At 53.5% G+C, this 19,109-nt stretch carries 14 protein-coding genes; 12 read left to right on the top strand and 2 right to left on the bottom strand.

The window, feature by feature from the left end:
• The first annotated feature begins 255 nt into the window (after positions 1-255).
• The 12 genes from nuoD to JMI88_RS16975 all read left to right on the top strand — a co-directional run bounded on the left by nuoD (position 256) and on the right by JMI88_RS16975 (position 16,282).
• Positions 256-1,416, top strand: a complete 1,161-nt coding sequence (gene nuoD, locus JMI88_RS17030; RefSeq protein WP_373323881.1) for an NADH dehydrogenase (quinone) subunit D — start codon at positions 256-258, stop codon at positions 1,414-1,416.
• Positions 1,413-1,904, top strand: a complete 492-nt coding sequence (gene nuoE, locus JMI88_RS17025) for an NADH-quinone oxidoreductase subunit NuoE (RefSeq protein WP_201363132.1) — start codon at positions 1,413-1,415, stop codon at positions 1,902-1,904. The genes nuoD and nuoE overlap by 4 nt, the downstream gene beginning before the upstream one ends.
• A gap of 372 nt (positions 1,905-2,276) precedes the next feature.
• On the top strand, positions 2,277-3,599 hold the full coding sequence (gene nuoF / locus JMI88_RS17020) for an NADH-quinone oxidoreductase subunit NuoF (protein ID WP_201363131.1): 1,323 nt from the start codon (positions 2,277-2,279) through the stop codon (positions 3,597-3,599).
• Between the two features lie 18 nt (positions 3,600-3,617).
• Positions 3,618-5,786 carry an NADH-quinone oxidoreductase subunit NuoG gene (gene nuoG / locus JMI88_RS17015; protein ID WP_201363130.1) on the top strand — a complete coding sequence of 723 codons (2,169 nt, stop codon included), beginning with the start codon at positions 3,618-3,620 and terminating at the stop codon, positions 5,784-5,786.
• Complete coding sequence (gene nuoH / locus JMI88_RS17010; protein WP_201363129.1) at positions 5,779-7,047, top strand: NADH-quinone oxidoreductase subunit NuoH; 1,269 nt, start codon at positions 5,779-5,781, stop codon at positions 7,045-7,047. Before nuoG ends, nuoH begins: the two co-directional genes overlap by 8 nt.
• Before the next feature lie 12 nt (positions 7,048-7,059).
• Positions 7,060-7,674 (top strand): NADH-quinone oxidoreductase subunit NuoI, encoded by a 615-nt coding sequence (gene nuoI, locus JMI88_RS17005; RefSeq protein WP_201363128.1) that lies wholly within the window; start codon positions 7,060-7,062, stop codon positions 7,672-7,674.
• A gap of 130 nt (positions 7,675-7,804) precedes the next feature.
• Entirely contained in the window at positions 7,805-8,338 is a 534-nt protein-coding gene (locus tag JMI88_RS17000; protein ID WP_201363127.1) for an NADH-quinone oxidoreductase subunit J family protein, read from the top strand.
• A gap of 166 nt (positions 8,339-8,504) precedes the next feature.
• On the top strand, positions 8,505-8,804 hold the full coding sequence (gene nuoK / locus JMI88_RS16995) for an NADH-quinone oxidoreductase subunit NuoK (protein ID WP_201363126.1): 300 nt from the start codon (positions 8,505-8,507) through the stop codon (positions 8,802-8,804).
• Between the two features lie 2 nt (positions 8,805-8,806).
• Positions 8,807-10,780 carry an NADH-quinone oxidoreductase subunit L gene (gene nuoL / locus JMI88_RS16990; RefSeq protein WP_201363125.1) on the top strand — a complete coding sequence of 658 codons (1,974 nt, stop codon included), beginning with the start codon at positions 8,807-8,809 and terminating at the stop codon, positions 10,778-10,780.
• Between the two features lie 5 nt (positions 10,781-10,785).
• Positions 10,786-12,330, top strand: coding sequence for a complex I subunit 4 family protein (locus tag JMI88_RS16985; protein WP_201363124.1), 1,545 nt, complete (start codon positions 10,786-10,788; stop codon positions 12,328-12,330).
• Between the two features lie 12 nt (positions 12,331-12,342).
• Positions 12,343-14,043: an NADH-quinone oxidoreductase subunit N gene (locus tag JMI88_RS16980; RefSeq protein WP_201363123.1), complete on the top strand. Its 1,701-nt coding sequence runs from the start codon at positions 12,343-12,345 to the stop codon at positions 14,041-14,043.
• A 301-nt stretch (positions 14,044-14,344) separates the two neighbouring features.
• Positions 14,345-16,282, top strand: a complete 1,938-nt coding sequence (locus JMI88_RS16975) for an alpha/beta hydrolase family protein (RefSeq protein ID WP_201363122.1) — start codon at positions 14,345-14,347, stop codon at positions 16,280-16,282.
• 97 nt (positions 16,283-16,379) lie between these two features.
• Here JMI88_RS16975 and JMI88_RS16970 read toward each other — a convergent pair whose 3' ends face one another.
• Positions 16,380-17,180 carry a class I SAM-dependent methyltransferase gene (locus tag JMI88_RS16970; RefSeq protein ID WP_201363121.1) on the bottom strand — a complete coding sequence of 267 codons (801 nt, stop codon included), beginning with the start codon at positions 17,178-17,180 and terminating at the stop codon, positions 16,380-16,382.
• 276 nt (positions 17,181-17,456) lie between these two features.
• Entirely contained in the window at positions 17,457-19,106 is a 1,650-nt protein-coding gene (gene groL / locus JMI88_RS16965; protein WP_201363120.1) for a chaperonin GroEL, read from the bottom strand.
• Positions 19,107-19,109: the final 3 nt, after the last annotated feature.

The following is a 19,109-nucleotide window of genomic DNA, read 5'->3' as shown; positions in this document are numbered from 1 at the left end:
TATTATCAGCAAACTTTGCGTACCCCTGAGGGCCGCGAACTCAATGAGAGTCGCGTTCAGGTGAATCCTTCTCAGGAGCCTGGTACTTTATCTCCCGATGCTAGCCGCAGGGTTTCTGATGCTTCTCTTTCCTCCAATGGACAAGCGCGCCAGAATGGAAAGCGTAAAGGATGACCTATGAAGCAGCAAGAGATTGAAAATACCTATACCATTGAGGATAGCCAACCGCTAGAGAATGGTCAGCGTTCCGATACGATGACTATTAATATGGGGCCTCAACATCCCAGTACCCATGGTGTGTTGCGTTTGCTCCTGACGATCGAGGGTGAAACGGTTATTAAGGCGGTCCCTGATATTGGTTTTTTACATACTGGTATTGAGAAGACGGCTGAGTCAAAGAGCTATCACCAGGCTCTGGTTTTGACCGATCGCATGGATTACCTGACTCCCCTGAATAATAATCTGGCCTATTCGCTGTCGGTTGAACGCTTGCTGGGTATTGAGGATCAGATTAACGATAAGATTAAGTATACGCGGGTGATTCTGGCTGAGTTGCAGCGTATTGCGAGCCACCTGGTCTGGCTGGGCACTCATGCGCTCGATCTGGGCGCGATGAGTATGTTCCTCTATTGTTTCCGCGAGCGCGAGATGATCCTGGATGTGTTCGAGTTGATCTCGGGTGTGCGTATGATGACCAGCTTTATCTGCCCCGGTGGACTTCAGGCAGATCTTCCTCCGCAGTTTGAGAAGACGGTGCGCGCTTTTACGTCGATCTTCCCGGCTCGCTTGCAGGAATACCACGATCTGTTGTCCAATAACCAGCTCTGGCTTGAGCGCACGAAAAATATTTGTGTTCTCAATCAGGAAGATGCGCTGGCCTATGGGGCTACTGGCCCGGTCTTGCGTGGTAGCGGTGTGCTCTGGGATACGCGTAAGGTTTTCCCGTATTCGGGCTATGAGCAGTTTGATTTTGATATCCCGGTCGGCTCCAATGGCGATGTGTACGATCGCTATATGGTACGTATGCTTGAGATGGAGCAGAGCCTGAAGATTGTCAATCAAGCCCTTGAAGGTTTGCCCGCCGGTCCTTATCGGGTGAATGATCCCAAGATTACGCCACCGCCTAAGTGGCAGATTACCGGTAGTATGGAGGCGTTGATCCACCACTTTAAGCTCTTTACCGAGGGCTATCGTCCGCCTAAAGGTGAAGTATTTGTGCGTACCGAGTCTCCCAAGGGAGAACTGGCTTTCTATATTGTCAGTGATGGCGGCCCGAAACCCTATCGTATGCATGTGCGCGGTGGATCTTTTGCGAATCTGCAGGTCCTACCACGGATGCTTGAGGGGAGTTTCCTGGCGGATGTGGTGGCCGGCATTGGCAGTATCGATATCGTGCTAGGAGAAGTGGATCGATGATTTCTGAGCAAGCCAAACAACGTATGCGGGACCTGGCTTCCCGCTATCCTGTGGCTCGTTCGGCGGTGATGCCTTCCTTACATATTGCTCAGCAAGAAGAAGGCTATATCACCAGCGAAGGACTCCAGGCGGTCGCTGAGGCGATCAACCTGACCGTCGATGATGTAGAGAGTATCGCTACTTTCTATACCATGTATTATCAGAGGCCGCAGGGCAAAAAGATTATTAACGTCTGTACAAGTATTTCTTGCTATCTGCGCAACTGTGATGCGCTGGTCGAGCATCTGGAGCAACGTCTGGGCATTAAGCGTGGCGAGACCACGCCGGATGGCAACTATACCTTGAATACGGTCGAGTGTATTGCATCCTGTAGCTCTGCTCCAGCCTTACAGGTCAATGGCGAATTCTATGAGAATGTCACCCGAGAAAGTGCCGACGCACTCATCGATGCATTAGATCAAGAACTTGGTATTGCAAAAACTGTATAAATGCTCTATTGAGCAAAATGCAATGTCTCGCGGTTATCGACATTGGACTGTCTACCTGATCTTGCACTCATAGACAACAAAATACGATCATCAATGAGGGACGGAACGGCTTGCCGCATCTGTTCCCTGTTTGTATATAACACGAAAAAGAGAAGTGGGGTCCGTAAGTGTAGTGGGGCTTCTTGATGATTAGACAGGAGGTGCAGGAGGACGGTTAGTCCTCCTGCCGGGGTGTGGGGTGTCCCCACCAAGTTTTTCTCTTATAAAACCGCCGCTGCAGGCGGCGCGAAAAAGAAAAAAGATGATCAAAAACCAAACCGACAATCGCCAGGTGGGCGCTTTCATAAGCCCACACAAAGGATGTAATACTATATGCCAGAACTGATCATTACTAAAAATCTCGATGTCCCTGGTATAGATAAACTCGACGTCTATCGACAGCATGGCGGCTACGAGGCTCTGGCGAAAGCGCTCCGCGACTATCAACCAGATGTCTTGATCGAGGCTATCAAAACCTCGGGCCTGCGTGGACGCGGAGGTGCCGGCTTTCCAACTGGCATGAAGTGGAGCTTTCTAGCCAAAAATGATAAGCCCCGCTACCTGTGCTGCAACTGCGACGAAAGCGAACCGGGTACCTGCAAAGACCGTGTGATCATGGAACAGATCCCACATCGCCTGGTCGAAGGGGTCATTATTACCAGCTATGCTTGTAAGGTCCATACCGCCTTTATCTATGTACGCGGCGAGCTGGTCAAGGCTGGTCGCCAGGTTGAGAAGGCCGTCGAGGAGGCCTATGCGGCTGGCCTGCTGGGCAAAAACATTCTGGGCAGCGACTTTAGCCTGGATGTGATTGTCCATCGTGGCGCGGGCGCTTATATTTGTGGTGAAGAGAGTGCTTTGATGGAGTCGCTGGAGGGTCGCCGTGGCTATCCTCGTTTGAAGCCTCCTTTTCCAGCTGTGGTGGGCCTGTATGGTGGTCCGACCGTCATCAATAACTGCGAGACACTGGCGACAGTTCCAGCGATCGTGGAGGGTGGCGCCGAATATTACGCCTCCTTTGGTACGGAGAAGAGTAAAGGGACACGTATCTTCTGCTTGAGCGGACAGGTGAAGAAGCCGGGCAATTATGAGTTGCCGCTGGGTATTCCGCTGAGTACTTTGATCTATGATGAGTGCTATGGCGGCGGCATTCTGGATGATCGTCAGTTGAAGGCGATTATTCCGGGTGGTTCTTCGACCTTTATTCTGTCGCCCGATAAAGTGGATACGCCTCTGGATTATGAGTCGATCGCGGCGGCTGGCTCGATGCTGGGTTCGGGCGGTGTGATCGTGATTTCAGATGCGACCTGCATTGTGGGCGCTATCCTGCGCATGACCGAGTTCTATCGCGATGAGTCCTGTGGCAAGTGTACTCCCTGTCGTGAGGGTACCTTCTGGTTGACTGAGATTCTTGAGCGACTGGAACATGGTCATGGCGAGATGAGGGATGTGGACCTGTTGCTGGATATTTGCGATAACCTGGCCGGCAAATCATTTTGTCCGCTGGGGGATGCCGCCACCAGCTCGATTACCAGTGGTATTCGCCAGTTCCGTGAGGAGTTTGAATATCACGTTACACATGGCTGCTGCATGACTGGCCCCGGTAGTAAGAAGAGTCACGCCACCGAGGTGGCTCAGCCTGCTGGAACACACTAGAATAGAGGAAATTCTGACATGCCAGAAGAAGAGAAAAAAGAAGAGCTTGTACATCTCACCATTGATGGCATCCCTGTAGAAGTTCCTCCGGGAACTCTGGTGTGGGCGGCTGCTCAAAAGGCGGGTATTGAAATTCCTATCTATTGCTACCACGAGAAGATGCCGCCTCTGGGCGCCTGTCGCATGTGTTTTGTGGAGATTGAGAAGATGCCAAAGCCTCCACAAACCTCCTGTACGACTCCGGTGGCTGAAGGTATGGTGGTGCATACAAAGACCGAGAAGGTGCTGAAGGCGCGTCGGGGAACTCTTGAGTTCTTGCTGTTGAACCATCCTTTGGATTGCCCGATCTGCGATAAGGCCGGTGAGTGCGATCTGCAGGATTTTACGCTGCGCCATGGACCCGGCAATACGCGTTTCGATCTGCATAAGCGTCACTATGAGAAGCCGATCCCGGTGAGCGATGATGTGATGCTGGATCGTGAACGCTGCATTCTCTGCCAGCGTTGTACGCGTTTTAGCTCCGAAATTTCGATGGATAATGGCCTGGTGATGATCTCTCGTGGCTACCGGATGGAGGTCGGAACGGCTCCTGGCCATGCTTTCGATTCGATATTTTCGGGCAATACAACCGAGATCTGCCCTGTTGGTGCGTTGACGGCTTCGTCTTACCGTTTTAAGGCACGTCCCTGGGAACTCAAACGTACGGCTAGCGTCTGCAACAATTGTAGCGTTGGTTGTAATGCACGGGTTGATAGTCGCGTGGACCGTGTGATGCGTTTGATGTCGCGTAATAATGATGCTATCGATGATGGTTGGCTGTGTAATCGTGGTCGCTGGGAGTTTGATTATGTCAATAGTCCACAGCGTTTGCGCACACCTCTCATTCGCCGCAATGGTCAGTTGACGCGGGCTAGCTGGGATGAGGCGCTGTCGTTTATTGCTTCGCGCCTGAAAGAGATTGTGGCTCAGCATGGTAAGCAGGCGGTGGCTGGTATCGGCTCGACGCGTACTACCAATGAAGAGGCGTATCTCTTCCAGAAGTTGTTGCGCCAGGTGATCGGTACGGGGAATGTGGACCACCATCATGGAGCCTTCCCGGGTGCTCGTGATCAGTTGACTGGCAAGCCGTGGGCGATGACCAACAGTATTGTCGATATCGAGAAAGCTTCGCATGTTGTGCTGGTGGCTTCTGATCCCTACCAGCGCCAGCCGATCTTAAATCTGCGCATCAAGAAAGCTCTGCGCAATGGTGCTAAGATCTTTATTATCAATTCTGCGGAGACCGAACTGGACCGCCTGGCGGCGTTGACGCTGCGTGTCCCAGAGGGCTCTGAGGGCGTGGCCGTTAAGGTTATGCTGAAGCAGTTGCTGAACAATGCGTCTGTCGATCTGAGTGGTCATGAAGATGTGCGCTCTATTATTAAGCGTGAAGATCAGGTGATTCGAGCGGGCGAGGATGCATTCGGGGCGAAGATGACGACTCAGCTGCAGAGTCTGGCTGATGAGCTATTGACTGCTAAAGGTGCCGTTATTCTGTATGATGAGATGGCTACTCTGGCGGCGGGTAATGAAGATCTGGCGGCCGATGTGCAGCTCCTGGCGGTCCTGACGAAGCAATTGGATCGTCCTGGTGCTGGTGTTGGCCCCTTGTTCGAGGATGCCAATTCTCTGGGCGCACGCGATATGGGTCTGTTACCCAATGCTTTGCCAGGCTACCAGCCTGTGGATGAGCCGAGCCTGGCTTACGGTGAGATCCTGAGCAGTTCGCAGGTGAAGGCTTTGCTGGTGATGGGAGCCAATCCGGCCCGGCACTTGCCTGATGGCAAATTGCCATCTTCTCTGGAACTGCTGGTTGTACAGGATCTATTGTTGAATGAAACGGCTCAACAGGCGGATGTAGTGCTGCCCGCTGTCTCTTTTGCTGAAAAAGAGGGTAGCATGACCAATGTGGACCATCATGTGCAGGCAATTCGGCGTGCGTTGCGTCCTCTGCCGGGCGCTAAAGCCGACTGGGAGATCCTGGTGGCGCTGGCTGCTGCTCTGGGTGAAACCTGGACCTATGCCAGTCCGCGCGATGTGCTGTTGGAAATTGCTGATCAAAATCCTTTTTATGCCGGTCTGACCTGGGAGGATCTGGGAGCTCAGGGCGTCCGCATTGTGCTGGAGCAGGAGGTTGCTCATGTTTAATTTCATGAATGATCCGACTGTGGCCCTGATTGTGGCGACGATCGTGAAGGGTGCTATTCTGATTTTTATCCTTCTGACCGCCTTTGCCTACATGACGCTGATTGAGCGGCGTGTGGTGGCTAAAATTCAGGGCCGCCTGGGTCCAAATCGTGCTGGCCCACTGGGATTGCTACAGCCAGTGGCCGATGCGATGAAGATGATTTTTAAAGAACAGATTGTGCCAACCCAGGCTAAGAAAGCTATCTACATGGTGGCTCCGGTGATCTCGGTGGTGGTGGCGCTCTGTGCCTTTGCGGTGGTGCCGATCGGTAATAACTGGAGCGGTAAACCAAATGTGCATAGTATCTGGGACCCCTTCATCGGCGATATCAATGTCGGTATCCTGTGGATCCTGGCTATTTCTTCGCTGGCGGTCTATGGTATCGTGCTTGGTGGCTGGTCCTCTGGCAATCGCTATTCGTTGCTGGGTGCCCTGCGTAGTGCCGCTCAAATGGTTTCATATGAAACGAGTCTGGGTCTGGCACTGAGTGGTGTGTTGATGTGGGCGGGCTCCCTGAGCATGGTCGATATCGTCAATCGCCAGGTCGATATGGGCATCTGGTTCTTGTTTGCCCAGCCGCTTGGCGTTGTGATCTATCTCATCGCCGGTGTGGCGGAAGTGAACCGCGCCCCCTTTGACCTGCCAGAAGCCGAGCAGGAATTGACGGCTGGCTACCTGACTGAATATAGCGGTCTGCGCTGGAGTCTCTATCAGATGGCCGAGTACATCAATATGATTACTGTTAGTTCGATCGCCTCCACCCTCTTCCTGGGCGGCTGGAGCTTCTTTGGACTGACCGATCGTATTCCGGTGCTCTCGATCGTCATCTTTGCTATCAAAGTTGCCTTTTTCCTGTTTCTGTTCATCTGGCTACGTGCGACCCTGCCGCGCATTCGCTATGATCGCTTGATGCGCTTTGGCTGGCAGGCGCTCTTGCCTTTGTCTGTTCTCAACATTATTATCACTGCCTTCGCGGTCGCCCTTCACTGGAGCTGGGTGGTCAGTGGTGTTGGCGGACTGATTGTCATCGCTATTATGCTATTTGTCATTCGTCGCCAGAGTATTAAAGAAGGCACACGCTTTGAAGAGGAGTCGAGTAAAGGGGTACTGGTTCTGCCTACCTCGGTTCGACTGGCTAGCTTTGATAAGCCTGCCCTTCCTGCTGAGACTGCTGAGTCTGTGCAGGAGGAGGCATCCGACTCAACTGCTATACAGGTATAAGGAGTGAATGTAATGTCTTTTGATATCGTCAAAGGCATGGCCACAACCCTGAAGAATATTGGTCGTAAGCCTACCACCGTTTCTTATCCAGAGGAGGAGCGCAAGCTGCCCGCTCGTTTCCGTGGCCGTCATGTGCTGCACCGCTACGACAATGGCCTGGAACGCTGCGTCGGCTGCTATCTCTGTGCCGGTGCCTGTCCCGCCGACGCTATCTATATTGAGGCGGACGAGAACACGGATGAGCAGCGCGTCTCCCCCGGCGAGCGCTACGCCAGGGTCTTTGATGTTAACATGTTGCGCTGCATCTTCTGTGGCTATTGCCAGGCAGCCTGCCCCACCGGCGCGATTACGCTGGAGCAGGAATATGAGCTTGCCTCTTTTTATCCAGAGGACCTGGTTTATCATAAAGAGCAACTGCTAGAACCAAAGGGTGAATCAACCATCGGCTCTAACGCTGTCTGGGCCGAACCTGCACCTGAGGGCGCGGCCCAGCCTGTACCGCAAGAATCGCATGTCTTTGATGGCTCGCGCGCCAGTTCTGCCGCCGTAGGACTGGGCAATATTGAGGTCGAACGTCCCAATCTTCTTGTCAATGAAGAGCAAGATGAGGATAGAAGAAAGCTGTGAAATGAGCCCCCCGGTCGGTCGTAGGTGCGGGGCTTGCCCCCGCTTCCGGGCTTGTCCCCTTCATCCGGAGGTCATAGGTGCGGGGCTTGCCCCCGCTTCCCGCTTCCGGGGGGTCGTAGAGGAAGATGATATGACATTCGAAATCGTATCGTTTATTGTGCTGGCGGTCGCCACGGTTGCCACGGCAATCGGCGTCATCGCCTTCAAAAACGCCGTCCACAGCGCCTTGAGCTTAATCCTCACGCTGCTGTTCCTGGCACTATTTTACTTACAACTGCAGGCAATGTTCATCGCAGTCGTCCAGATACTCATTTATGCCGGCGCTATTATGGTTCTTTTCCTATTCGTCGTCACTATGCTGGCCCCTGATCAGAGCGAATCCGACCTGCAGGATCACATACCCTGGCAACGTATCGTTGGTGGCTTACTCGGCCTTGTGCTCGTCGCCTCCTTAAGCTATCTGCTCTTTACCGGAGCCCAGACAGCCGGAGCTAAAGCAGACACTGCCGACAGTCTCTCGCAAGCCGTAATAAAGTTCCATGGAGACACCCAGGCCTTCGGCATGGCCCTCTTTCATGGCTTCCTATTCCCCTTCGAGATCACCAGCCTGCTCATTGTTGTCGCAATCCTCGGCGCCCTCGTCTTCGGACGCCGTACCAATTAACAAACAAGAAAAAGGAATCGCGTAGGTGCGCCCCTTGCGGGCGCTTTAACCCTCGCCGCACGTCAACATCGAATACATTTGTCGGTGCGCCCTTTGTGGACGTTTCGAACGGGGAGGGGATGAAGCGGGCAAGCCCCGCACCTACGGTTACGATAAGGAGAGAACAATGCCATTATCTGCTTATTTGATAATGAGCGCCGTATTGTTCACGATTGGAGTGACCGGCGTCCTCATCAGACGCAACCCACTCATTATCTTCATGTCTATTGAACTAATGCTGAACGCCGTCAATCTATCGTTTGTGGCCCTATCACATTTTCTAGACTCTGCCGACGGGCAGATGTTTGTCTTCTTAGTGCTGACGGTCGCCGCCGCTGAAGTCGTGGTTGGTCTGGCCCTGATCGTCTCCATCTACCGCAAGCGCCGCAACATCGATGTTGACGAGATGAATATAATGCGAGGCTAACTATGGCAAATCTAAGTCTATGGGTGCTCGTGCTCCCCTTGCTCGGATTTATAGTCCTGGGCCTGGCGGGCAGGTTTATGCCACGGACGGCAATCCTGACGGTCGGCTGGGGGGCCTGTGGTCTGGCCTTCCTGGTGTCCGCTATCAACTTCTTTATTATGCTGGGCACTCCCGCCACTCAGCGCATCAGCGACCAGGTCGTCTATCACTGGATCGGTGCCGGCTCCTTTTCTCTGGACTTTGGGACGCGGCTGGACCCTCTGTCGATGACGATGTTGCTGGTGGTGACGGGCGTTGGCCTGCTGATCCATATCTATTCAGCGGGCTATATGGCTGACGATCCCGGCTTCTGGCGCTTCTTTGCCTACCTGAACTTTTTCATCTTTGCTATGGTGACTCTGGTGATCGCGGACAATTTCCTGTTCCTGCTGGTAGGCTGGGGACTGGTAGGCCTGGCGTCTTATTTGCTGATCGGTTTCTGGTATCAGAGGCGCTCGGCGATTGCGGCCGCCCAGAAGGCGTTTGTGGTCAATGTGATCGGTGACTTTGGCCTGATGCTGGCCATTTTCCTGATCTTCCTTGGCGCTGGTCGCCTGGATTATACCGGTGTACTAGGCCATAACTTTGGCTCCAGTAGCACGGCGATCGCTCTGCTGCTCTTTGTAGCCTGTGCGGCCAAGTCGGCTCAGCTTCCACTCTATATGTGGTTGCCGGATGCTATGGAGGGCCCGACCCCGGTCAGTGCGCTGATCCATGCCGCTACTATGGTCACGGCTGGCGTCTACCTGGTGGCGCGCGCCCATCCTATTTTCGATCAGTCTACGGTTGCTCTGAATGTGGTGGCTGGCATTGGTGGCGCCACCGCCCTCTATGCGGCGACCATTGCTCTGTTTCAACTGGACATCAAGCGTGTGCTGGCCTATTCGACGATTAGCCAGCTGGGCTATATGTTTATGGCCGAGGGCGTGCAGAACTATACCGGTGGCATCTTCCACCTCGTGACCCATGCTTTCTTTAAAGCTTTGCTCTTCCTCGGTGCCGGTGCGGTAATTCATGCCCTGGCCGGCGAGCAGGATATGCGCAAGATGGGTGGCCTCTGGGGTCGCTTGCGCGCGACCGCTATTACCTTCCTGATTGCGGCTCTGGCTATCAGCGGTATCTTCCCACTGGCAGGTTTCTGGAGTAAGGACGATATTCTGGCGTCGGTACTGGCTGCGGCCACCTCGTCTGGCAATGTCTGGTACTATGTGCTGTGGATCGTTGGTATCGTTACCGCCGGTCTGACGGCTTTCTATATGTTCCGTCTCTTCTTCGGTATCTTCGCCGGTGACTATCGCGGTGTGGTGACCACCCATAGCGAGTTCGATGATGTTGAGGAAGAAGAGGCCGCGGCCGCCGGCCATCACCATGGTGGCCCGGTGCGCTACAACGCCATCCACGATGTGCAGCCCGTGATGTCGATTCCGCTGATCATCCTGGCCGTCCTTTCGGTTATTGGTGGCTTTATCGGTTCGATGGCCCTCTTTGGGGCTCCTGGCTGGTCGCCGTTGACTAGTTTCTTGCAGCCTGCGGTTGCCAACCACGTTAATGAACCCTCAGTGGGATTGGCGTGGACCTCGACCATCATTAGCCTGGTGGTGGCTCTACTGGGGATCGCTGGAGCCTGGCGTCTCTATGGAAAGGGTTTTGCCTTCAAGGAGAATACAAATCCTCTCTATCAACTGGTTTTCCACAAATATTATGTGGATGAGGCTTTGAATGCTGTGCTGGTCAAGCCTGTGCAGACCGTAGGCCGTGGCTTCTCCCGCTATCTGGAGGGCGATGTCCTCGATGGTGGTAGTCGTGGTATCTCTAAGGCTTTCAGTGGTACCAGCGCGGTCCTGCGGCGTGTGCAGACCGGCTATATGCGCAATTATGCGCTGGGTATTCTTCTGGGTGTTGTCGTAATTATTGTGTACTATGCGGTGAGGGGGTAGCGGCTATGTTCTTTCTCTCAGCGGTCATTTTCTTTCCCCTCCTGGGTGGACTGGCTCTGCTCTTCTTCCCACGTGAGCGGATCAAAGCGATTCGCATTACGGCGCTGGGCCTGGCGCTGGTTGAGTTGCTGCTGGTACTGGCTCTGGTGCTGACCTATCTGCAGAATCAGGTCAGTCTCTTTAGCTCTTCGTTCTTGCATGAGAGCTGGCCGTGGTTTCCGGCGCTGGGCATTAACTACAGCCTGGGCATGGATGGAATTAGCCTGGTGCTGGTGTGCCTGACGGCTCTGTTGACGACGGTTTGTATCGGTGCTTCGTTCCGCATTGAGCAGAAGGTCAAGAATTATATGGCCTTTATGCTCCTGTTTGAGAGCGGTATGCTGGGTGTCTTCCTGGCCTCGAATCTGTTCCTGTTCTACATTTTCTGGGAAGTAATGCTCATTCCCGCTTATTTCCTGGTGGGTAGCTGGGGTGGCGAGCGCCGTGTCTATGCAGCCTTTAAGTTCGTGATCTTTACTTCGGTTGGTAGCTTTTTGATGCTGGTTGGCATTATCGCTGTTGGCTATTATCATCAGCTGGCGGCCGGTGGTAGCTGTGGCTATACCCTTGAGCTTTCCCAGCTCCTTAACACCAGCACTACCTGCCGTGGCGTGCTGGATGGCAATATCCAGCTCTGGTTGTTGCTGGCCTTTGCGGCTGCCTTTGCGGTTAAGGTACCTCTGGTACCTTTCCATAACTGGTTGCCCGATGCTTATAGCGAGGCACCAGCTCCCGTTTCTGCTTTGCTGGCGGGCGCTATGTCTAAAACTGGTGTCTATGGTTTTCTGCGCCTGTGCATTCCGCTCTTCCCGCAGGCTATTCAAACGCTGGCTCCCTATGTTAATGTGCTGGCTGTGGTCGGTATCCTTTACTGCGCTGTGCTGGCGCTGGTCCAGACCGATGTCAAGCGCTTGCTTGGTTATTCGAGTATCAGTCACCTCGGGGTGATTATGCTGGGCCTGTTCGCTTTCAATGCTCAGGGCGTGACCGGCTCGGTCTTGCAGATGGTCAACCATGGTATTACGACCACTAGCCTCTTCTTGATCGCTGGTTTCCTGGAGTTTCGTACGGGAACGCGTCGACTGCGCGATTACGGTGGTCTGGCCGGACGTATTCCCTGGCTGGCGGCGGTGATGTTTATTGCCGCGCTTTCTTCGCTGGGTCTGCCCGGCCTGAATAGCTTTACTGGCGAGTTCTTATCCTTGCTGGGTGCTTTCCGTTCGAATATGACCCTGGGTGTCTTAGGAACTCTGGTGGTGGTGCCAGCCGCCTGGTATATGCTGCGTTTCTTCATCAGTGTAATGTGGGGGACGCCAGTTACCGAGGGACACGTCGGTACCGCTCTGCGCAAGGGTACGTTGCGTGACCTCAGCCTGGGTGAGTTCTGGGTACTTATTCCACTTCTCGTCTTGATCTTTTATATTGGCGTGCAGCCTGCTTTCTTAACCGGGATCATTGATCCTTCGGTTGCCAATGCCATGCAGGCGCTGAGCAGCGCTTTTGCCAGATAGAGGGACCTTGCTATGACATTTAACTATGTTGCCAGTTCCAAAGACTGGTTGGGAATTGCGCCTATGGTGGTCCTGGTGGTGATGGCCCTGGTGCTGATGCTGGTGGATCTGGTGTTGCCACACGAGGGAGAGCGATCGAAGCATAGCGGTCCCGCTAATTTTACGGTGCTGCCCGCTGTGGCTTTGCTGGGTGTGCTGGGATCTATGGCCGCCGCTATCACTCTGTTCTTTGTGACACCTCCAGCCTCTGTTTTTAATAATATGCTGGGGGCTGATGCTGGAACACTATATGCGGACTTGATTATATTGATTGCCGGTGGATTGGGTATCCTGCTTTCTCCGGCTTACTTGAAGCGTTTGCAATTGGTGCACCAGGGTGAGTATTATGCTTTGCTCTTGCTGGCGATGACTGGTATGCTCCTGATGGCTGGCGCGCTTAGCTTCTTGATCGTTTTTGTGGGCCTGGAGATGTTCTCTCTGGCCCTCTATATCCTGTGTGGCTTTATCGATCAGCGCCAGACCTCGCAAGAGTCGGGTATGAAATATTTCCTGCTCAGCTCGTTTGCGTCGGCTTTCCTGCTGTATGGTATCGCCTTGATCTATGCTGCCACTGGCCATACCAGCTTTGTGGATGTGCAAAAATTTGTCCTGACTCAGGCTCACGGTCAGGCTCCACTCCTCTTGCTTGTTGGCCTTGGACTGCTGACGGTCGGCTTTGCCTTTAAGGTTTCGGCGGTACCATTCCAGACCTGGACCCCCGATGTCTACCAGGGTGCGCCTGCTCCGGTGACGGCTTTTATGTCGGTTGGCACCAAGGTCGCTGCTCTGCTGGCGTTTATACGCGTCTTTGGTTTTGCGCTTTCATCGGTGCAGAGTAGCTGGCTGCCGGTTGTCTGGGCCATCGCTGTTCTGACGGTGGTGTTAGGCAATGTGATGGCTCTGGGACAAGGCAACATCAAGCGCCTGCTGGCTTACTCTAGCATTGCTCATGGCGGCTACCTCTTAATTGGCGTAGTAGTGAGTGGGGCCGCTCAGCAAAATCATATTGGCGCCTCGGCTGCCCTGTTCTACCTGAGTTGCTACCTGTTCATGAACATTGGTGCGTTCGGCGTCGTTTCCTTGCTGGAGCGGATCGACAACACCGGCTATGAGGTGGCCGATCTGCGTGGCCTATGGTATCGTCGGCCCTGGCTGGCTGGCCTGCTGGCCTTCTTCCTACTGGCCCTGGCCGGCTTTCCGCCGATGGCCGGTTTTGCCGCCAAATACTACCTGTTCTACGCCGCCCTGATTGGAGGACATCCAGAACTGCTCATTATCGGTGTCGTTGCCAGTGTACTGGGTATCTACTACTACCTGCGCTTCATTGCGACTATGTTCATGGAGGAACGCGAAGAGAGCCATGCGGCTGCTACTCACGCTGCCCCAGGACGTATACCCGCTACGCCTCGACCCACAACCAGGACTACATCGGATGGTCATGCGCGTGCCGCTTCGACTCGTGGCGCTACCGCAGTGGCCGAGAAGCCTGTCAGCACTACAATTGCTGCCACGCCACGCCCGACCACTGCAACGGCTGAAGAGCCCACTCACGAGTTAGAAGGCTGGTCCTGGGTCGCCATCGGCATCGCCGCTCTCGGCACCCTGGTTACCGGAGTCATCCTCCCCTTCTGGCTCCCCCAGCTCCAACAGGCTGCCCAATCCCTCCTCAAATAACCCGGAAATGGGTGTTGTGCTAACCTGGCACAACACCCATTTCCTCTCTCCGCCCACCACCGCTCCCCATAGGCTCGGGCCTTGCGCCCGATTTCCCCATCATAGATAGAGTCCGAAGCTGATGATATAATGAAAAACATGCTGATGCTCAGGTGCCAGCATCCCAACATAGTTATGCATCAAAAAATACATAACACCTTAATTGTCTTCTATTGTGTCTTAAATCATCAAACTATATTGCTTAACTGGAATACATTCGCTTGTATATCCAGTTCTTGATAACATTGGGGAAAGGAATACTATGGCAAATACGAAGATAGCACCTTATGGGTCCTGGAAGTCGCCGGTGACGACGGATCTTATCGTTGGCGAGACAATCCGCTTTGGCCTTACTGATTTGGATGGCGATGATATCTATTGGATTGAGGGACGCCCGTCTGAAAATGGCCGCAATGTGGTGGTGCGCCGTTCTCCCGATGGGACATTGACGGACCTGGTTCCGCAGACGTTTAATGCTCGTACCCGTGTGCATGAATATGGTGGCGGTGATTATGTGGTGAGCGATGGTACGCTCTATTTTTCTAATTTCGCGGATCAGCGTCTCTATCGCGTGACTCCTGGTTCGGAGCCGGTGGCTATGACTCCTGCTATCAACCGTCGCTATGCCGATATGGTGGTGGATCGGCGGCGCCAGCGTCTGATTTGTGTTTGTGAAGACCATACCAACGTTGAGCGTGAAGCGGTCAATATGCTGGTCAGTGTTCCTCTTAATGGGGATGCCAATGATGGTTTGCAAATCTTACAGGCTGGCAATGATTTCTATGCGGCACCTCGTTTGAGTCCTGATGGCTCGCAGTTGTCCTGGCTGACCTGGAATCATCCTAATATGCCATGGGATGGCTGTGAGTTGTGGATGGCCGATCTGGGCGAGCATGGCTTTGTGGATAGCGCCCGGCGTGTGGCGGGTGGCGTTGAGGAGTCTATTTTCCAGCCGTCGTGGTCTCCTGATGGTGTGCTGTACTTTGTGTCTGATCGCACCAATTGGTGGAACCTTTACCGGGTGGTGGATATGCAGGTTGAAGCGGTCTGCCCCATGCAGGCTGAGTTTGGCACTCCTCATTGGGTCTTTGGGCAGTCTACCTATAGCTTTGTGTCTGCCGATCAGATTATCTGCTGGTATGGCGGTCCCGCTGGCTCTTCGCTGGCCTATCTGGATACCCGGTCCGGCACGTTAACTCCCATTTCTCTGCCATTCACTTCGGTAGCTGGCCTGCGAGCGAATGCTCAATATGCCTTCTTTCTGGCTGCTTCCGCTACCTCCACGGGCGCGATTGTGCGTCTGAATATTGCTACTGGCCAGCTTGATGTGTTGCGTCGCGCCCAATCTGCTGTGGTTGATACCAGCTATATCTCTGATGCCCAGCTGATCGAGTTTCCCACTGAACATGGCTTGACGGCTTATGCTAATTATTATCCGCCGAAGAATGCTGACTTTACGGCTCCCGAGGGGGAGCTGCCGCCACTGCTGGTTATTAGCCATGGCGGCCCCACCAGTTCAGCATCGTCTACTTTGAAGCTGAACACGCAGTTCTGGACGAGCCGGGGTTTTGCGGTGGTGGATGTTAACTATGGTGGTAGCAGTGGCTATGGGCGTGCCTATCGGGATCGTTTGAAGGGACAGTGGGGTGTTGTGGATGTTGATGATTGCGTCAATGCTGCGAAGTATCTCGTGGAGCGTGGTCTGGTTGATGGCAATCGTTTGACCATCCAGGGCGGTAGCGCTGGTGGCTATACTACCTTATGCGCTTTGACTTTCCGCGATACCTTTAAAGCGGGCGCCAGCCATTTTGGTGTCAGCGACCTTAACGTTTTTGTCCATGATACCCATAAGTTTGAGTCGCATTATCTCTATGGCTTGATTGGCCCCTATCCTGAAAAGAAAGATCTCTACTTTGAGCGGTCCGCTATCAATTATACGGATCAGCTTTCTTGTCCGGTGATCTTTTTCCAGGGCCTTGAGGATAAGATTGTGCCTCCCAGCCAGGCTGAGATGATGGTTGATGCGTTGCGAGCCAAGAAGGTGCCGGTTGCTTACCTGCCTTTTGAGGGTGAGCAACATGGTTTCCGCCGTGCAGAGAATATTAAGCGTTCCCTGGAGGCGGAGCTTTACTTCTATTCGAAGGTCTTTCACTTTGATCTTGCTGAGCCAATTGAGCCGGTGGAGATCGAAAATCTTTAACTGCAACGGCTGGCAGTAAGAGGTGTTTTCTTGAAGAGCTTTATAAATATGCTTGCCGGGTCTCGTTCGTCAGAAAGATTCTGACGAGCGAGGCCACTTAGCGTATTGCACTCCAGATCGTCCAGCGATCCTGTTCTACAATAGCTTGACTGTCTCCATCAATTTGTCGGTGGATGTATTCACAGAGATCGTTTAGTTCGGAGTCATTCAATTCATGAAGGATTGAGCGGCCCGTGCGTGCCTTGAGATCATATTCTAGCGTGGCAAAGTTGTTGTGAACCTGCCGTGTTTCCCAGAGCTGGCGCTTCTCAATGACACGGAAACCAGTCTGGTGGAGCGCACTCATGACGGTCGCGTTATCATGGCGGCGCGCGATCTCTTGCTGCGCCAGTTTTGGATAGCGGGTGAAGAAGTAGCCGCGAATATTGGTCTGACTTCCCGCTAACAGGCAATCTTCCGGAGTTCGGTCCTGTACAATCAAGATGCCGCCTGGCTTAAGGATACGTAACGCTTCCGCGAAATTCACACTCAGCTCTTCACGTTTCAAATGATGAATTAAGGCGCGTTCTAGTACGATATCAAACTGTTGTGCCTCTATCGGAATTTGTAGGGCATCGCTTTTGACATAACTGATGTTGTTGTGCGCCTTCAGTGTGCTCTGGGCATCGCTCAGCATAACTTCAGATGAGTCGATGCAGGTAATATGGGCGGCCCCCATATCGGCCAGTGCTTTGGCGTAGATGCCACCACCACAACCGATATCAGCAACCGTGCGACCTTGTACTTCCACTGTGTGATTGATCAGTGTTTTCCAGGTTCCAGTAGCCTGGCGCGCAGCATATGTATTGCGAATTTCTTCCGCATGAAAATTAATAGGCGTGATCAGATCTCCTTTCATTTTCATCGTATTTAAGTGATGAAACTCTAGTAGCTATTCTACCATATCATAAAGTGGCCTTCATCCTGCTTGCTGGCCCTTCTCAGGATCTCTAACTGCGCTTAGATTCTTTGTAAAAGATGCCATGGCTGGTTGAAATCTAAGACGCGGGGGCGTTAAATTTTGGGGAAAGATTGGCTATGTCTGTAGAGAAGAAAAATCCATCTGACCAAGGAAACTTGGTCAGATGGACTTCATTTATTGGTTCACTGCACAGAGGTGATGTTTGTTAGTTGATTACATCATTCCCATGCCGCCCATACCGGGCATGCCACCCATGCCAGGAGCACCAGCAGGAGCAGCGGGGGTCTCTTCAGGGATGTCACTGATCAGAGTGTCGGTCGATAGCACCATGCTGGCGATGCTGACGGCGTTCTGCAGGGCGGAACGGGTCACTTTCACCGGATCAATGATGCCAGCTTTGACCATGTCGACATATTCGTTGGTGAGGGCGTTGAAGCCGTAACCACGGGGGCTGTTGAGCACACCGGCTACGACTACGGCACCGTCTTTACCCGCGTTGTGTGCGATCTGGCGCAGTGGCTCTTCGAGGGCGCGGCGCAGGATGTTGACACCTGTGGCCTCGTCACCTGCTGGAGCCTGCACTTTGTCGAGGGCTGAGATGGCCGCGACCAGTACGGAACCACCACCAGGGACGATACCCTCTTCGATGGCGGCACGTGTGGCTGAGAGGGCATCCTCAACGCGGTGCTTTTTCTCTTTCATTTCCACTTCGGTGGCGGCACCTACGCGAATCACACCAACACCACCAGCCAGTTTGGCCAGGCGCTCCTGGAGCTTCTCGCGGTCGTAGTCGCTAGTGGTTTCGTTGATGAGCATGCGGATCTGAGCGATACGGGCCTGGATGCCCGAGTGATCACCAACACCTTCAACGATGGTGGTGGTCTCTTTGTTGGATGTGACGGTGCGAGCGCTACCGAGGTCTTGCAGGGTGGCGTTCTCCAATTTCAGACCGGTCTTCTCGGTGATGACTGTGGCACCGGTCAGGATGGCGATATCTTCCAGCATGGCCTCGCGGCGATCACCAAAGCCTGGAGCTTTTATTCCCAGTACGTTGAAGGCACCACGCATTTTGTTGACCACCAGGGTTGCCAGGGCCTCTCCGTCGATGTCTTCGGCGATGATTACTAGATCCTTGCGGCCAGTCTGCAGAACTGCTTCGAGGATTGGCAGGATGTCTGCAATGGCGCTGATCTTTTTGTCGGTGATAAGGATATAGGGATCATTCAATTCGGCGACTGTATGCTCGGCATTGGTAGCCATGTAGGGCGAGATAAAGCCGCGGTCGAATTGCATGCCTTCGGTGTATTCTTTCTCGGTTGTGATACCACGGCCCTCTTCGACTGTGATGACTCCGTCTTTACCGACTTTCTCCATCACTTCTGCGATCAGGTTGCCGATTTCGGCATCGCCAGCTGAGATTGCTGCTACCTGGGCGATCTCTTCGCGGGTCTCAACAGGCTTGGCCAGAGATTTGATCTCGGTAATAACGGCCTCAACGCCCTTCTCTAAACCACGGCGCAGAATCATCGGGTTCGCACCAGCTGCCAGGTTCTTCAAACCTTCGTTGACTACTGCATGAGCCAGCACGGTTGCTGTGGTGGTGCCATCGCCAGCGACGTCGTTGGTCTTGGTCGCGGCCTCTTTTAATAATTGGGCACCCATGTTCTCAAATGCATCAGGTAGCTCAATTTCGCGAGCGATGCTGACACCATCGTTCGTGATTGTGGGAGCGCCAAACTTTTTGTCTAGCACTACATTGCGCCCCTTTGGTCCAATTGTTACGCGGACCGCATTAGCTACCGTGTCCATTCCCTTTTTGAGGGAGTAGCGCGCCTTCTCATCAAACTGTACTCGTTTTGCCACGAA

Source organism: Dictyobacter formicarum, assembly GCF_016587435.1.
Note: the sequence above shows the minus strand (reverse complement) of the source record. Positions and strands in the feature narration are given on the sequence as shown.

Coding starts and splice junctions, on each gene's coding strand:
- JMI88_RS16975 (WP_201363122.1), top strand. CDS start 14,345: ATGGCAAATACGAAGATAGCACCTTATGGGTCCTGGAAGTCGCCGGTG.
- nuoH (WP_201363129.1), top strand. CDS start 5,779: ATGTTTAATTTCATGAATGATCCGACTGTGGCCCTGATTGTGGCGACG.
- nuoI (WP_201363128.1), top strand. CDS start 7,060: ATGTCTTTTGATATCGTCAAAGGCATGGCCACAACCCTGAAGAATATT.
- nuoG (WP_201363130.1), top strand. CDS start 3,618: ATGCCAGAAGAAGAGAAAAAAGAAGAGCTTGTACATCTCACCATTGAT.
- nuoL (WP_201363125.1), top strand. CDS start 8,807: ATGGCAAATCTAAGTCTATGGGTGCTCGTGCTCCCCTTGCTCGGATTT.
- nuoK (WP_201363126.1), top strand. CDS start 8,505: ATGCCATTATCTGCTTATTTGATAATGAGCGCCGTATTGTTCACGATT.
- nuoD (WP_373323881.1), top strand. CDS start 256: ATGACTATTAATATGGGGCCTCAACATCCCAGTACCCATGGTGTGTTG.
- JMI88_RS16980 (WP_201363123.1), top strand. CDS start 12,343: ATGACATTTAACTATGTTGCCAGTTCCAAAGACTGGTTGGGAATTGCG.
- JMI88_RS16970 (WP_201363121.1), bottom strand. CDS start 17,180: ATGAAAGGAGATCTGATCACGCCTATTAATTTTCATGCGGAAGAAATT.
- JMI88_RS16985 (WP_201363124.1), top strand. CDS start 10,786: ATGTTCTTTCTCTCAGCGGTCATTTTCTTTCCCCTCCTGGGTGGACTG.
- nuoF (WP_201363131.1), top strand. CDS start 2,277: ATGCCAGAACTGATCATTACTAAAAATCTCGATGTCCCTGGTATAGAT.
- nuoE (WP_201363132.1), top strand. CDS start 1,413: ATGATTTCTGAGCAAGCCAAACAACGTATGCGGGACCTGGCTTCCCGC.
- JMI88_RS17000 (WP_201363127.1), top strand. CDS start 7,805: ATGACATTCGAAATCGTATCGTTTATTGTGCTGGCGGTCGCCACGGTT.